Raw genomic sequence first — 14,645 nt, 5'->3', positions numbered from 1 at the left:
AAAAAAAACGACTTAGGATTGTTTCTTTCGAGGGATTAGATACATCCGATTTTCTGTACCTTGAAGGATGCGGGCAATATTCTTACGGTGCATAAAGATCACCAAAAAAGCGACTATGAAACCGAAATAAATCAAAATGGGGAATTCATCACCAAATACCTTAAAAACCATGAGGAATGGAAAAACTAAAGAAGCCACCATGGATCCTAAGGAAACGTAATTAGAAAGATAAAATACCAGTAAAAACACCGCTATACTTACCAAAGCTGCTTCAGGATGTAAGGCCAAGACCATTCCCATCAATGTAGCCACGCCTTTTCCTCCTTTAAAATCACAAAAGACAGGCAACAAATGCCCTAAAACTGCCAAAAAACCAAAGACAATTTTTAAGGATACACATGTTTGCCAATCAATCAAATGTAGGTAAAATAAAAAAGTGGAAAGTGAGGTCGCTAAAAACCCTTTAAATGCATCCACAAATAGTACGATGCTTCCTGCTTTTTTTCCTAACACACGGAAGGTATTGGTGGCCCCAGCATTACCACTTCCTAAGGTACGGATATCCACCCCATAATAGGCTTCACCATACCAAATGGCCGTTGGAATTGAGCCCAAAATATAGCTCAACAAACAAAGTCCAATGAGGATTAAAATCATAATAATATTAAAGGTCACCATAATTCAGAAGGCGCTGAACCCAAATATAGGGGGGCAAAAAGGCAAAATCAAGAAGATTAAAAACATTCTTGAAATGTTTAAATTTTCATCTTAATAATATACCAAAAAAGCCTAAAATGAGAAATTAACCGAAGCCATCAAGCGAAAAGCCTTAGGTGAACCGTGTTCCATATATGACAACCGATGGAAGGCTTGAATCCTAAATAATTTAAAAATATTATCGATCCCATATCCCACCTCTGCATAAGGTATATTGGGGTTTAATGAATCAAAGGAATACATGTCTAAAAACTTTGATTTCAATGGATTATTTACATCCTTCATGATATCCTTATTTTCCTTTCTTTGACTACCCCAAAGTAAATTTCCACTAGCAATAAATCTCCATTTTAATTTCTTGATTAATGGAATTCGATTAAACAACAATCCTTCAAAATTATGATTGTATTGCAAGGAGATAAATTGATCACTGACAAACTCAAAATAATTCATAGTAGAGAAGGCGCTTCTCACAAAAAACAAGGTCTCATTACCTAAATGTGGAAATAATAAGGGTGCTGGTAAATTAGATGGCGTATAACCCATAGAAAGAGTATAATCTGACCGGCCAAATGTGCCTAATCTAAATGTCTGATAGGCTTTCAATGTAAAGCGCTCATAATCAAAATCACCTCCTAAAAAGCCTTTAAATCCTCGCTGATAGCGGAAAGTAACAACAGGTATTCGTTTGGTAGACAAGGTAATGCGTTCATTACCATTCATGATAAATGTCTCTCCTTTAGCAAATCTTGCTTCCAAGGTAATAAAAGACTCTTGATAATAATCTTGTACACGTGATGCATCTCCTAACTCTGGATTTAAGCGGTACTGAAATCTAAATAATGGATCAAAAGAACGTGTATTCATTTGAGCCGTGATGCTCAATCCTTTGGTCACTTCTGTACTAAAAAATGCCTCACTTTCCCTCCTAAAAAAGGCCCCAGAAAAGGCTCCCCAGCGAGTAAAAGCATAAAACAAACGATTATCGCCAATCAATTCAGGTGTTAAACCTACCCGTTCTATATCGTAAGAATGCCGTAAACCTGCAATTGTCCATTTGGATTTTGAGAAAAGATAATTAACTTCAACTGAATACTTGGGCACTAAATCCCTAGTTCCAAAACCCACATTGCCTCGTAAAATCCAATGCTTATCAAAGTTAGAATTTGTTCTAAAGCCCAACCTAAATCGAGCTCCCTCTAATCGATTAACGGCAAAACTGCTCAAGTAAGGCCCTACTTCAATATCATTGAATTTCTTATAACCACTTAACGCGATCTCGGCAATTTCCACATAGGTCCGAACAATCGGTAAATTCTTCACTGAATCAATCAAAGCAAAAGCCGTTAAATCTTGCCGACTCAAGGGCTCATAGCGAGCATGTTTCCAAAACTCAGGATCAGGTTCCTTGGCGTCCTCGGCTACTTCAGAGGTAAGATCATAAAACTCCAAAGGTTTAGGTTGATTCACCACAAAACCTTTATTGGAAATATACATCTTCAACAACATCCCAGCCGAGCCTTTGGTCAGTTCTTCTATATCAATCAAAAAACGAGTACGAGATGGTAACCAAGCTCCTTCTCCTACTTGTTCTAATTCCTGAGATATTTTAATCTTATCAATGAAATTCAAATTGGCTTGCTTATCGATCGCCGCATCAATTTGAACCAAAGCAAAACTCGTAGTATCAATCCACATTTGACCCGTAAACACTAAATCTTGTGGATTTTTTGGGTCAAAATCCAATTGGTAGCAAACATGACCATCCACATTAACTGTATCCCCAAGAAAATATTTATAATTTCCTTTCCAATTATCGCCTATGGGGCTAGCAAAGTCTTTCCCAAAAAATGGCACATAATTTTGATAAAAATTATAATTGGCAATCAAGTTTCCACCTACCAATTGAGAAATAAAGCCACCATCCTGAACACCAACACCTTTAATATTGGTTTTTAAAATTTTCTCCTTTTTGCGCTTGGGTGCTTCCCGAAAATAAAATTTACTAATCGATTCAGAGATGTAGGTTGGGATAACAGGCTTTCCATCTTCCCCTGCTTCTTTCTCAAACTTCTTAATGGAAGATTCAATCTGCTTCATGATTTTTGAATTCCTCAATTTCTCCGAAATGTTATCCACATCCAGCTCCATTTTGGTATAAGAATCATATTCATAGGCCGTCAGTTTGTTTCGGTCATTCATGTCGCGTTGCTTGACCACTTGACGTAATATTTTAAAAGCAGGATTCTCCCCTGAATACACAACAACCTCCTGCAAAGACCTTTGCGCAGGATCCATTTGAAAGTCTACCTCCTGAAATGCTTTCTTTTTGTCAATGAATTTGACACGTTTTTTATACCCTACAAAGGACACAAAAAGAGAATCCGTTAAGACTTTAGAATGAAAAGTATATTCTCCTTGAAAATTAGTGGTAGTTCCTAGATTCAGACCCACCAATCCAACCGAAGCGAAAGGAACTGGGTCTCCATTAGAAGCATCCGTTACCCTTCCCTTGATCACAAATTGTGCCTGAGCCCAATGTACACCCCCCAAAAGAATTAGTAGAGCCAAAAATACACGACTACTCCAATTCATGAATCTACGGTTGAACAAGGTTAAAGCTTATTTGATACTAAAACAAAAATACAGATTGATTGCAACAATTATACTATTTGTCGTGAGATTTTCGGCTTTCGTCGACAAATCTTTTGAATTTTTGTAAAGCACGTGCTCGATGAGCCATCTGATTTTTTTCTTCCAAGGTCATTTCTGCAAATGTTCTTGACGAGTCTTCGGGTTGAAAGACGGGATCATAACCAAAACCCGATATACCTCTGGCTTCATGTGTGATATTTCCCTTAATTTCACCCACAAATTGAGTGTATTTACCGTTGGTATGGTAGGTCAAAACAGTAACAAATCGAGCATCCCGATGATTTTCAGAACTTAAATTGTGTAAGAGTAAATCAAGATTTTTTTGGTCATTTTTAGGCTGCCCAGCATACCTTGCTGAATAAACGCCTGGAGCACCGCCTAAAGCCTCCACTTCCAGTCCTGAATCATCCGATAAACAGGTAACTTGGTAGCGATTGGCGATGAATTGAGCTTTCAACAAGGAATTCTCTGCTAAGGTGCTTCCTGTTTCTGGAATTTCCTCGTTAAGTCCTAAATCTTGAACTGTTCTTACTTCAAACAGTCCTTTCAATAAGGCCTCAATCTCTTCCACTTTGTGGAGATTTTGCGTGGCTAGATACAAAATGGGCAGCATGAAACTATTGGATAGGAACCTCTATTTCAAAACACAAAGGTGAGTTGGCAGGAATAGATCCTTGGTTATTAGCCCCGTATCCTAATTTAGATGGTATGATGATAATCGCCTTTTCACCCATTTTCAATTTCATTATTCCTTCGTCAAAACCTGAAATAAGTTGTCCAGCACCCACTAACATGGATGCACCTGCACGAGAATCAAAAATAGGATCAAAAATAACCTTACCTGCAGCATCTAATTTTAAATAGCTAAAGCCGAGGCGACCCGTATAATTGACCAAATAAGTTTGAGCGGGAGTCAATGCTTTTCCCGTAGGATTGGAAATGGTTTTTTGAAAGATCAGACCAGTGGCAGTTACTTCTGGATTATTGACATTGTAGGTTTTCTTCATTTCTTCGATCACCTGATTTTCCGTTTGAATGGAAATCAACTCAATATCTATTTTAATGACTGAATAGGCGGGAATTAATCCATTTCCATAAGAACTACCTCCAAAGGCTAAATTGGCTGGCAAAATAAATACCCCTTTGTCCCCTTCTTTCATGTAACGCATTGGAAGCGAAAAAATACTTTCAAAGCTTCCTGTCACATACGCTCTAGGCTGATTTAAGATTCTAGAAGTAGAATCTACTTTGGAACCATTTAATAAAGTCATCACATAATGAAACTTGACTAAGTCGGTATAATTGGCTTGCTTACCAGAAGTACCGGCCGACAAGATGGAATAATACATGCCTTCAGGTGACTTCTGGGCATTTAACTTATTATTCGTAATGTATTTTTGAATATCACTTTCGTTATTTTCAACTTGTTGGTCAATGGCATTAAAATTGCAACTTGAAAATCCAAACAGTGCCAGTATGAAAACTAAACTTAGGTAAAATGTACTTCTATTCATGGTAACTACTCATTAATTTTGGCTAAATATACTTCGAACATCAATGGGGTGTAACCTGGAATAGATCCTGAACCAGCTTGTCCATATCCCAAAGTAGAAGGAAATACTAAGATCGCCTTTTCTCCCAAACGCATTTTTTCTATTCCTTTCTGAAAACCTTGAACAGTTTGTGTCCCTCCAATGGTTACGGAAAGACTATCTGTTTTCAACATATTTCCATCAAAGGCATAGCCGTTTAAGAAACGGCCTGTATATTTAATCTTCACTACTTTTCCTGTAGCTGGTAATTCTCCTGTTCCTTTCACGAGCTGAATAAAACGTAATCCTTCGGCTGTGGTTTCCGTCACATTGTATTTTTTTGCAGCAATAAACTCATTGATATTGTCTGTTTGTGAACGAACCTTATACGACTTAATGGTAACTTTCATGGGCGTATAAGCAGGAAGTCCTGGGAAATCTTGAGATGTTCCTGGCAAAGCCATGACAGCTTCTTCACCTTCACGTACAAAAGCCATCAAACGACTAAATACTGGATTGGTAAAACCATAACGGTAAACGTAAGGCGCATTTGACTTGCGATCTGTGCTATCCAAAACTTGACCCGTGACCAAATTGGCAAATTCATAATGCACCGAGAGCGTATCACCTTTAGTTGCTAATTCGCCTCCTTGATTACTCTTGGTGACCACATAATAAGCCCCATTTTCCATGACAATCGGGCTTTGTCCAAGTTTAGAAAAATAAGAAGCAATCTGAGCTTGATTTTCTTTGGCTCTAATTTCATCCACCAATTCCACATTGCTTAAGCAAGCCCCCAAACCCAAAGTCAAAGCTAAAAAAGCACTAATTCTAACAAACATTCGATTGACCATCATCATATACATTCACTAATTCACTCCATTTTATTCCATACTAAACGAAAATGCTATCAGATTCGTATAGAATAAATAAGAAAGGGGACCGAAATCCCCTTAAAATTTATTTTTTGTTCAATAACTCTACTTCAAATACCAATACCGAGTTAGCAGGAATAGGGCCACGCTCTTGATCTCCATAACCTAAGGCAGATGGAATCACAAATACGCCTTTCCCTCCTTTTTTCAATAAAGTCAATGCCTCATTAAAACCTGGAATCATTTGACCTAATGGCATTTCAGCAGCACTTCCTTTATCGAATTCCTTACCATCTAAGAATGAACCACGGTAATTTACAGTCCAAGTCTCTCCCATTTTAGCCGAAGCTCCAGCACCTGGGCTCAGGATAGAATAATATAAACCTGAAGCAGATTTTTGGAATGTCTTACCTGATTTAGCTACATAGTCAGCTATCACTTTAGGCTCTTGCGCTAATTTTCCAGCCGCAGCTTGCTTATTAACAGCTGCTTCTTTTTCCATTTCTTTTTCAAACTCCGCACGAGATTGTACTTTTAATACCTTCACGGTGTATTTCAAATCAGAACCTGGCTTCAAGAATGGAGGAAGTGGCGCTTGAATGTTCTTGGTTAAGCTATCAATAGGAACCAAAATAGTTGCACTGTCACCTAATGCCAATAAACGCAAACCATTTTCAAAAGTTCCTTTGAAAGAACCTGGAGCGTTATTCGGCGCTTGGATCATACCTTTTCCCGGTTTTCCTTCTTTATATGTATCCTGTAAAACAGAATCCGTTGAATTTTTAATTACTAATCCAAAAGTAATGATGTCTCCATCCTTTAATTTTTTGGCTTTGTCGTCATGACTGTGAAATTGAATTTTCACTCCGTCGATTACCTCGACTTTGTTTTGATTACATGCAGACAATAATACGACTGCGGATAAAAGACCAATGAGTTGTTTACGCATGATTGTTTTGTTGAGACCTAAGTCTGTTATGGATTGTTTTAGATTGTTTCGTTTATAAATTTTTAACTCGATTTATTTCAGAAAGATACAAAGGTAACACTTCTTGCAATTTTTCCTTCGCTCCCTCGATGGAGCTAGAAGAAAATCGACCCCCGGAAGCATTTTTATGCCCTCCTCCTTCAAAATATTGGGATGCGAATTCATTCACAGCAAATGGCTCAATGGAACGAAAAGACAGTTTTATGCCATCTGGCCGCTGAATCAATAAGATGGACCAAATAGCTCCTGCTATCTGTAATCCGTAATTTACAATTCCCTCCGTGTCTCCAGCTTGCGAATTATATTGTTTTTGATCTTCCTCAGTGATCCACATCAAAGACAAATGATATTCTGGCAAATAATCCAATCGGTTCGCTAAGACATGTCCTAAAAAACGCAAACGATCTAAACTAGCTGAATCAAAAATCTTACGATGTATGGCATTGGTATTGACTCCCTTTTGAATGAGCTGGGCTACTACTTCATGTACATGAGCCGTGGTGTTCGGATGTCGGAATGACCCCGTGTCGGTCATGATACCCGAATACAAGCATGAACCCATTGCCTCATTGATACAGGCATCGTCTCCCCATTCTTGAATTAAATCAAAAATTAGCTCACAAGTTGATGCGGCCGTGGTTCGGTGGTAATAATAATCTGCAAAATCCTCCGGATTCAAATGATGATCAATCACCACTTTTATTCCCCGCGCTGCCTTGATGGAGTGACTTAATCCATGCAAACGTTGCATACCTGAAAAATCCAAACAAAAAATAAAAGCGGCTTCCTTCAACAAAGCCTCGATTTGAACTTTATGCAAGGTATTTTCAAAATTCAGAATTTGCTCGGCACCTGGCATCCAGGTTAAGTTCACCGAAACCGCTGATAGAACGATGACACTTACTTCTAAACCCAATTGGTTTAAATAATTTTGCAAGGCGAGTGATGAACCGATGGCATCTGAATCAGGATTAAAGTGCGTCGTAATGACTGCCTTAGTACCAGAGGTTAATTGTGCGTGAAGCGCCGAAATGGAAGACATAAAATTAATAAAGCGCCATAATAAATTTGGGCGTTCGCAAAGTTAAAGATAAATTTGAATAAAAATTTTACTATGCCTACAAATCGCACCTTTACCATGATTAAGCCGGATGCTGTCGCTGATGGATTCACAGGACCCATCATTCAGCAAATTGAAGCAGCCGGATTTAAAATCATTGCTCTTAAAAAAGTACAATTAAATAGTGAAGAAGCAGGTAAGTTTTATGCCGTTCACGCAGAGCGACCTTTCTTCCAAAGTTTGTGTGATTACATGTGTTCTGGTGCCATCATTCCTATGGTATTGGAAAAAGAAAATGCCGTGGAAGATTTTCGCAAACTCATTGGTGCCACCAACCCAGCACAAGCTGCCGATGGAACCATTCGTAAGCAATTTGCCAGATCTTTGGAATCCAATGCCATCCATGGTTCTGATTCAGATGAAAATGCTGCTGTTGAAGGTGCATTCTTCTTTACTGAAAAAGAATTAGCCTAGTTATTTGTGTTTATAGAATAGAAAACCATTCTCCTCTTTCATGAACGAAAGATGAGGATGGTATTTCATCGCATCATCTACGTCGTTTTTCATGACAAAATAGGTTGGTCTATCCACGCGTTGAACCTTAATCAGTGTTTCTCCATCTGGAGAGCCTGCCGGCTTTTGGAAATACAATAAATGAGCGAATGACTTGAAACCAACGGTTTCTATATACACCTTTTGACCTACTTTAGATTCATAAAAATCAATCACTGTAGCCTGAGTATAGCCTTCAATTTTGGGCACTACCAAAGCCATGTATAACATAATAATGGCAATCCCTGAAATCATCAATCCATTGATACGCTTAGGAGAAACCGCACCTTTTCGAGCAATCCAATAGATGATAGCCAAAGCAAAGCCTATTCCAATCAAGATTTCAAAACCTGACCAATAAACGGGTGCCTGCAAATTTCCTTGTACGAATTTGTCTTGAATCAAAGGAATAAATTCAAAAGAATGCGATCCTATATAGGGTATTAAAGATAGGATAAAGGAAAAAAGTAAGCCAATAACCAGAAGACCCATGCTATACCATTTTTTCCAAGTTCCCAAGCCCATTTCCCAATCGCACAATACACGGGCAGAAAAAAAGCTCAATGGAATCCAACACATGGAGGAATAATGGACAATTTTAGTTTTCACCAAACTGAATAAAATCAAAACCACCCAAAATAATATGCGAAACCAAACACTTAGGTCTCGCTCTTGTGGAGTTGACAGATTAACTTCCGATTTTCGAGAAATTAAAGGACTTATGGCCCAAATGGAGATTGGAAAACATCCAAAAAGCAAAACGAGTGCATGGTAATAAAAAGGTTGCCCATGACCTGCATCACCCGTAGTCAATAGGCGAATTTGATAGGCAAAAAAGTCTGAAATAATCCCTGATCCAAATTTCAAGGCGATGATACCATACCAAGAAATGAAGAAAAGAATCGCAATGATGCTCACCCAAGTCAAGGCTTTCAACCAGGCTAGTAGTTGGCTCCACTCCTTTCGATTCAATACCACATAAGTTAGGGCGCATAATCCCCAAATCAATAGTGCTACTGGGCCTTTGGTCAATAAAGCTAAACCGATAAAAATGGCTGAAATGAGAAGTTCTTTGAAGGCAAAATTTTTCCAATACGATTGGATAAGATAATATACTCCCAAGAAAATCAATAAATTAAATAAAGGATCGATGATTCCTGAACTAGCATACACATGAGGTGTAATGGCTGCTAAGTAAGAAAAGGCCCATAAATGCCCCATTTTGGGTGAAAAATGCTTGGCTCCGATCTTGTATAAAGTTAGGAGTGTAGCTATGCCAATCAAAGCATTGGGAAAGCGAGCAGCAAATTCCATGCTAGTCCAAGCTGTATCGGTAAAAGTTCCGAAAAACTGAAAACTCAAAGCTTGAAGCCATATAAACAAAGGAGGTTTTTCCCAAAAAGGCATAAAATTAATCTGCACACTGAGGTAGTCACCCGTTTTAATCATTTCCCTAGCGGACTCAGCAAAATTGATTTCATCCCAATCGAATAAATGACTAGCACCTAGAAAAGGAATATACACCAAGGCACCAATCATGAACCAAAAAAGGTAAGGTTTACGCAGAAGGATTGGACTCATGAGCCGATTTTTTAAAGATGGTCAAATAATATAGGGTGGCAGAGCTAAGTACACCAATGATTGCCCCGACGGCCGTATCGATGGGGAAATGCTGAAAAAGGTAAACGCGCGACAGGGCTACTCCAGCGGCCATGCAGGCCATAAAAACACCCCAGCGAGCTGATTTTGCTACCAAAGCCATCCAGAAAAACATAAACCAAGCCGCTGCGGTATGTCCAGATGGCATACTATTAAATTCATTGATAAATACCCCAGGCACCGTGTACCAATCATAACTTTCATTTCGGAAATAGGCAAAGGGTCTCATGTTTCCTGCAAAGACTAAATGCTTTAAGGCTTGGGTAATCAAGGTGGATAGCAAATAGGATCCCAAATAAGGTAAAACCCATTTACGATTTTGAAAGTATAGAAAAAGAGCAAAAAGCAAAGGCAGGAATACTTCGGCTAAGCTGGTAAAAAACCGAAAAATGAGATCCAATATAGGTTGATGCCACTCATTAATCCAACGCATTTGATCAAAGCGAGAAAAAGCAAGGACGTAAATCCAAACAAGGACTTCAAAGAACAGCCATGTGCGGATAAATGAACGGATAGAAGCAGGTAGTTGATTCATGAATTCAAAGGTCGTAAGATTTTATCAAATTGTTCCAGCTTACCCTTGCTGTTTCCAAAAAAATGACTAATTTTGCAATCCTTTTTACCCGAGAGACAATGAAAGTATTGGATGCTTATCAGATACCCATCATTTCCCTAGAAGATAAATCGTACCGATATAGCTTTGAGGGCGGAGATGAATTTTTAAAGGCTTTTGAGCAGGAATGGGTACAAAAAGGCAAGTTTCAGGCGGAAATAGAGTTATCTAAATCGGCTACCATGATTCAGGTTTTGATGAAAATCAAAGGCTATTTGAATTTAATTTGTGATCGATCTAATGAGGAATTTGAATTCCCCATTGATATTCAGGAAAAGTTAATTTACAAATACGGAGATCATTTTGAAGACTTGGGCGACAACCTGTTTATGATTGACAGGAAGGAGCCAAAACTTGATTTATCGCAGGATTTATATGATTTCATAGCTTTACAAGTACCTATGAAAAAATTACATCCTCGGTTTGTAAAACCAGCAGATGAATCAGCAGAAAATGAATTTTTATATACCACTGCGAAAGATGCGGACATCCCCAAAACGGAGGAAGAAAGTATGGATCCGCGCTGGGCAGTTTTAAAAAAATTAACAGATAATCATTAGAAATTAATTCAATTTACATACAATGGCACATCCTAAAAGAAAGATTTCAACTACACGCCGTGACAAAAGACGTTCTCACGATTTTAGCACTCCAAGACAATTATCTGTGGATAGCCAAACAGGAGAAACTCATTTATTCCACCGTGCACACGTTCACGAAGGAAACTTATTCTATAAAGGAAAGATGATCGTAGAAGGTTATTCTTCTTAGTCTTATTTCTCTTTATCAAGGAAAAGAACTTATTTTTGCTACTAGCGAAAATATCCCGTTAAAATGCTATTTTTTGACTAAATTTAATACTATTTTTGCCTCAAGCTTTAGTAATTAAACATAATTAGATGAAAATAGCGGTCGACGTGATGGGTGGAGATTTTGCTCCAAAAGCAGTATTAGAGGGTATACTTTTAGCACTTCCCAGTCTTTCCAATAATGAAATAATTCTAGCCGTAGGTCCGCGTGATATCATTCAATCGTTTTTGGATGAACATCAATACGTGGGAACGCAAATTCAAATCATTCACGCAGATCAAGTGATTGAAATGGGTGAACACCCTACTCGAGCTTTATCCCAAAAACCCAATTCCTCCATCGGAATTGGGTTTGGTCTTTTAAAAGAGGGCAAAGCCGATGTCTTTGCTTCGGCAGGAAACACTGGCGCCATGATGGTTGGTTCTTTGTTCTCTGTAAAAACCATTGAAGGCATCCAAAGACCTGCGATCGCAGGCTATGTTCCTCAAACCAATGGTCAATACGCAATGATGTTGGACATTGGTGCCAATGCAGATTGTAAACCAGAAATGTTGGAACAATTTGCCTTGTTAGGCTCCGTGTATTTCGAAGCCACCACAGGGATTAAATCTCCTCGCGTAGGTCTAATCAATATTGGGGAAGAAGAACAAAAAGGTTCTATTTTAGCCCAAGCGACCCACGCTTTATTAAAAGCAAACAATAGCATTAATTTTATCGGTAATATTGAAGGAAAAGATTTCTTCAAGGGAAAAGCTGACGTCATTGTGACGGACGGTTTTACGGGAAACATCATGTTAAAAATGGGTGAGTCCATTTATAACATCATGAAAGACCAAGGGATGACCAATGAATTTGTAGAAAATACCAATTACGAAAAGTACGGAGGTAGTCCTATCATTGGAATCAATGGCAATGTGATTATTGCACACGGTGCATCAAGTCCAGTTGCCATTAAAAACATGATTGGACTGTGTAAGTCCGTTGTGGAATCGAAAGTCTGCGAGAAAATCAAGGGCATCATCGAGAACAAATAAAAAAAGATTTAGGTTAAAGAAACATGACCCATAAAATAAACGCAGCCATTACCGGAGTAGCAGGATATGTACCAGACTATGTGCTGACCAACGAAGAATTAGAAAAGTTAGTAGAAACTAACGACGAATGGATCACCAGTCGTACAGGAATCAAAGAACGTAGAATTCTAAAAGGTGAAGGCTTAGGCACCTCCTACATGGGAGCCAAAGCTGTTACGGACCTTTTGAAGAAAACAAATACGAAGCCTGAGGAAGTAGATTTACTGATTTGTGCTACCGTCACGCCGGACTATTTTTTTCCATCATGTGCTAATCTGATCTGTAAATCAGTCGGTATTCGCGAAACAGCTTCTTTCGATTTAGCAGCGGCTTGTTCTGGCTTTTTAAATGCCTTAGGAACAGGTACTGCCTTTATCGAATCAGGTCGTTATAAGAAAGTCATTATCGTGGGAGCCGATAAAATGTCGGCCATTGTAGATTACGCTGATCGTACTACCTGCATCCTTTTTGGAGATGGCGCTGGTGCAGTGATGTTGGAACCTACCGAAGATGGTACTGGAGTTCAAGATTTCATTTTAAAATCAGATGGTGAAGGTTGTGAGAGTTTGATGCAAAAAGGAGGAGGTAGTGCATACCCTCCAACGCATGAGACGATCGACCAAAAACTACATTATATTCGCCAGGAAGGTCAATCCGTTTTCAAATTTGCAGTAACTCGCATGGCAGATATTTCTGCTGAAATCATGGAAAGAAATCATTTGACTGGCGACGATATTGCATTCTTGGTACCTCATCAGGCCAATAAGCGTATTATTGATGCTACGGCCAATCGCATGAATATTGGAGAAGATAAGGTGATGTTGAATATACAGCGCTACGGTAATACCACGGCAGCCACCATTCCCTTATGCCTTTGGGATTACGAAAACCAATTAAAAAAAGGAGATAATTTAATTTTAGCAGCTTTCGGTGGAGGCTTTACTTGGGCTTCAGCTTATGTAAAGTGGGCATACGATCCGAAATAATTTTACATTACATACATGGCAACTACAGCAGACATTAAAAATGGAATGGTCATCAAATACAACGATGACTTATTTTCCATTGTCGAATTTTTACACGTAAAACCAGGTAAAGGTCCGGCTTTCGTTCGTACGAAACTGAGATCCTTAACTTCAGGTAAAGTGATTGATAATACCTTCAACTCGGGAGTAAGCATTTACCCGGTTCGAGTAGAGAGAAGAAAATTTCAATTCATCTACAAAGATGAATATGGATATAACTTCATGGACAATGAATCTTTTGAGCAAATCTTGTTAAACGACAATTTGGTGGTGATGGCAGATTTGATGAAAGAAGGTCAGGAAGTTGAAATTTTAATAAATACGGAGAATGATGAAGCTATTTCATGTGAATTACCTCCATTCGTTGAATTAAAAGTAACTTATACAGAACCTGGTGTTCGTGGAGATACGGCCAACTCGCCTAAAAAACCTGCCACAGTAGAGACAGGCGCTACGATTACTGTACCTATTTTTATTGAACAAGACGAGGTAATCAAAGTAGATACACGTACTTACGCATATGCGGAGCGAGTAAAATAAACAGCTTATCTCATTTTTATTACATTTGTACCATAAGCGCAAGCAGGTAAACCTAATACTATAAAGAATGGACACCAAAGAAATACAGCGATTACTGGATTACATCGCCAAATCACCTCTAGCAGAGGTTAGTATCGAAACGGAAGGATTAAAAGTTTCTGTTAAAAAACATGGAGAAGCTGCTCCTAGTGTACAAGTAGTACATACTCCCGCACCTGCACCTGTGGCGTCAGCGGCAGCGGCACCAGCAGCACCTGCGGCAGCTCCTGCACCAGTAGCAGACAATTTATATACAGTAAAATCACCTATGATCGGAACTATTTATTTAGCACCTGGTCCAGATAAAGGTAATTATGTAGAAGTTGGATCAAGCATTGAACCTGGTAAAACAGTTTGCATGATTGAGGCGATGAAATTATTCAACGAAATCGATGCAGAAGTATCGGGTAAAATCGTGAAAATTTTAGTGGATAATGCCACACCTGTTGAATTTGACCAACCCCTTTTCTTAGTAGAAAAAGCATAATACACGTTCCCATCGTACGA

At 38.7% G+C, this 14,645-nt stretch carries 16 protein-coding genes; 7 read left to right on the top strand and 9 right to left on the bottom strand.

Annotation, left to right across the window (positions count from 1 at the left end; translation table 11 throughout):
- Positions 1-12: 12 nt before the first annotated feature.
- The 7 genes from plsY to G9H65_RS07100 all read right to left on the bottom strand — a co-directional run bounded on the left by plsY (position 13) and on the right by G9H65_RS07100 (position 7,809).
- The gene (gene plsY / locus G9H65_RS07130) at positions 13-657 is read right to left on the bottom strand and encodes a glycerol-3-phosphate 1-O-acyltransferase PlsY (RefSeq protein ID WP_166374656.1); all 645 of its coding nucleotides are present in this window, start codon (positions 655-657) and stop codon (positions 13-15) included.
- A 132-nt stretch (positions 658-789) separates the two neighbouring features.
- Positions 790-3,312: a DUF5686 and carboxypeptidase-like regulatory domain-containing protein gene (locus G9H65_RS07125; RefSeq protein WP_166374655.1), complete on the bottom strand. Its 2,523-nt coding sequence runs from the start codon at positions 3,310-3,312 to the stop codon at positions 790-792.
- 73 nt (positions 3,313-3,385) lie between these two features.
- Positions 3,386-3,985, bottom strand: a complete 600-nt coding sequence (gene rdgB / locus G9H65_RS07120) for an RdgB/HAM1 family non-canonical purine NTP pyrophosphatase (RefSeq protein ID WP_166374654.1) — start codon at positions 3,983-3,985, stop codon at positions 3,386-3,388.
- A gap of 4 nt (positions 3,986-3,989) precedes the next feature.
- Complete coding sequence (locus G9H65_RS07115; protein WP_166374653.1) at positions 3,990-4,886, bottom strand: FKBP-type peptidyl-prolyl cis-trans isomerase; 897 nt, start codon at positions 4,884-4,886, stop codon at positions 3,990-3,992.
- Between the two features lie 5 nt (positions 4,887-4,891).
- Positions 4,892-5,746: an FKBP-type peptidyl-prolyl cis-trans isomerase gene (locus tag G9H65_RS07110; RefSeq protein ID WP_166374652.1), complete on the bottom strand. Its 855-nt coding sequence runs from the start codon at positions 5,744-5,746 to the stop codon at positions 4,892-4,894.
- A gap of 118 nt (positions 5,747-5,864) precedes the next feature.
- Entirely contained in the window at positions 5,865-6,728 is an 864-nt protein-coding gene (locus G9H65_RS07105) for an FKBP-type peptidyl-prolyl cis-trans isomerase (RefSeq protein WP_166374651.1), read from the bottom strand.
- Positions 6,729-6,780: 52 nt separating this feature from the next.
- On the bottom strand, positions 6,781-7,809 hold the full coding sequence (locus tag G9H65_RS07100) for a DHH family phosphoesterase (RefSeq protein ID WP_166374650.1): 1,029 nt from the start codon (positions 7,807-7,809) through the stop codon (positions 6,781-6,783).
- Positions 7,810-7,881: 72 nt separating this feature from the next.
- Between G9H65_RS07100 and G9H65_RS07095 the strand changes: the two genes are divergently transcribed.
- Positions 7,882-8,301 (top strand): nucleoside-diphosphate kinase, encoded by a 420-nt coding sequence (locus G9H65_RS07095; RefSeq protein WP_166374649.1) that lies wholly within the window; start codon positions 7,882-7,884, stop codon positions 8,299-8,301.
- On the opposite strand, the gene G9H65_RS07090 is transcribed toward G9H65_RS07095, so the two are convergent.
- Both G9H65_RS07090 and G9H65_RS07085 read right to left on the bottom strand, forming a co-directional pair.
- Positions 8,302-9,960, bottom strand: a complete 1,659-nt coding sequence (locus G9H65_RS07090) for an ArnT family glycosyltransferase (RefSeq protein WP_166374648.1) — start codon at positions 9,958-9,960, stop codon at positions 8,302-8,304.
- The gene (locus G9H65_RS07085) at positions 9,938-10,573 is read right to left on the bottom strand and encodes a phosphatase PAP2 family protein (RefSeq protein ID WP_166374647.1); all 636 of its coding nucleotides are present in this window, start codon (positions 10,571-10,573) and stop codon (positions 9,938-9,940) included. Before G9H65_RS07085 ends, G9H65_RS07090 begins: the two co-directional genes overlap by 23 nt.
- A gap of 62 nt (positions 10,574-10,635) precedes the next feature.
- Here G9H65_RS07085 and G9H65_RS07080 point away from each other — a divergent pair, with 62 nt between their 5' ends.
- The 6 genes from G9H65_RS07080 (at position 10,636) to accB (ending at position 14,625) form a co-directional block, all read left to right on the top strand.
- On the top strand, positions 10,636-11,211 hold the full coding sequence (locus tag G9H65_RS07080) for a YceD family protein (RefSeq protein WP_166374646.1): 576 nt from the start codon (positions 10,636-10,638) through the stop codon (positions 11,209-11,211).
- A 22-nt stretch (positions 11,212-11,233) separates the two neighbouring features.
- Positions 11,234-11,422, top strand: a complete 189-nt coding sequence (rpmF, locus tag G9H65_RS07075) for a 50S ribosomal protein L32 (protein WP_109322243.1) — start codon at positions 11,234-11,236, stop codon at positions 11,420-11,422.
- 128 nt (positions 11,423-11,550) lie between these two features.
- A complete protein-coding gene (plsX, locus tag G9H65_RS07070) occupies positions 11,551-12,495 on the top strand; it encodes a phosphate acyltransferase PlsX (protein WP_166374645.1) in 945 nt (314 codons plus the stop codon).
- Positions 12,496-12,518: 23 nt separating this feature from the next.
- A complete protein-coding gene (locus G9H65_RS07065) occupies positions 12,519-13,520 on the top strand; it encodes a beta-ketoacyl-ACP synthase III (RefSeq protein WP_166374644.1) in 1,002 nt (333 codons plus the stop codon).
- A gap of 15 nt (positions 13,521-13,535) precedes the next feature.
- A complete protein-coding gene (efp, locus tag G9H65_RS07060) occupies positions 13,536-14,099 on the top strand; it encodes an elongation factor P (RefSeq protein WP_109322240.1) in 564 nt (187 codons plus the stop codon).
- A 67-nt stretch (positions 14,100-14,166) separates the two neighbouring features.
- Positions 14,167-14,625, top strand: a complete 459-nt coding sequence (accB, locus tag G9H65_RS07055; protein WP_166374643.1) for an acetyl-CoA carboxylase biotin carboxyl carrier protein — start codon at positions 14,167-14,169, stop codon at positions 14,623-14,625.
- Positions 14,626-14,645 lie beyond the last annotated feature (20 nt).

This window comes from Aquirufa ecclesiirivi (assembly GCF_011250515.1).
Lineage (GTDB): Bacteria > Bacteroidota > Bacteroidia > Cytophagales > Spirosomataceae > Aquirufa > Aquirufa ecclesiirivi.
Note: the sequence above shows the minus strand (reverse complement) of the source record. Positions and strands in the feature narration are given on the sequence as shown.

Excerpts from the sequence above, each read along its gene's own strand:
- plsY (WP_166374656.1), bottom strand. The coding sequence starts at position 657 with ATGATTTTAATCCTCATTGGACTTTGTTTGTTGAGCTATATTTTGGGC.
- G9H65_RS07125 (WP_166374655.1), bottom strand. The coding sequence starts at position 3,312 with ATGAATTGGAGTAGTCGTGTATTTTTGGCTCTACTAATTCTTTTGGGG.
- rdgB (WP_166374654.1), bottom strand. The coding sequence starts at position 3,985 with ATGCTGCCCATTTTGTATCTAGCCACGCAAAATCTCCACAAAGTGGAA.
- G9H65_RS07115 (WP_166374653.1), bottom strand. The coding sequence starts at position 4,886 with ATGAATAGAAGTACATTTTACCTAAGTTTAGTTTTCATACTGGCACTG.
- G9H65_RS07110 (WP_166374652.1), bottom strand. The coding sequence starts at position 5,746 with ATGTTTGTTAGAATTAGTGCTTTTTTAGCTTTGACTTTGGGTTTGGGG.
- G9H65_RS07105 (WP_166374651.1), bottom strand. The coding sequence starts at position 6,728 with ATGCGTAAACAACTCATTGGTCTTTTATCCGCAGTCGTATTATTGTCT.
- G9H65_RS07100 (WP_166374650.1), bottom strand. The coding sequence starts at position 7,809 with ATGTCTTCCATTTCGGCGCTTCACGCACAATTAACCTCTGGTACTAAG.
- G9H65_RS07095 (WP_166374649.1), top strand. The coding sequence starts at position 7,882 with ATGCCTACAAATCGCACCTTTACCATGATTAAGCCGGATGCTGTCGCT.
- G9H65_RS07090 (WP_166374648.1), bottom strand. The coding sequence starts at position 9,960 with ATGAGTCCAATCCTTCTGCGTAAACCTTACCTTTTTTGGTTCATGATT.
- G9H65_RS07085 (WP_166374647.1), bottom strand. The coding sequence starts at position 10,573 with ATGAATCAACTACCTGCTTCTATCCGTTCATTTATCCGCACATGGCTG.
- G9H65_RS07080 (WP_166374646.1), top strand. The coding sequence starts at position 10,636 with ATGACTAATTTTGCAATCCTTTTTACCCGAGAGACAATGAAAGTATTG.
- rpmF (WP_109322243.1), top strand. The coding sequence starts at position 11,234 with ATGGCACATCCTAAAAGAAAGATTTCAACTACACGCCGTGACAAAAGA.
- plsX (WP_166374645.1), top strand. The coding sequence starts at position 11,551 with ATGAAAATAGCGGTCGACGTGATGGGTGGAGATTTTGCTCCAAAAGCA.
- G9H65_RS07065 (WP_166374644.1), top strand. The coding sequence starts at position 12,519 with ATGACCCATAAAATAAACGCAGCCATTACCGGAGTAGCAGGATATGTA.
- efp (WP_109322240.1), top strand. The coding sequence starts at position 13,536 with ATGGCAACTACAGCAGACATTAAAAATGGAATGGTCATCAAATACAAC.
- accB (WP_166374643.1), top strand. The coding sequence starts at position 14,167 with ATGGACACCAAAGAAATACAGCGATTACTGGATTACATCGCCAAATCA.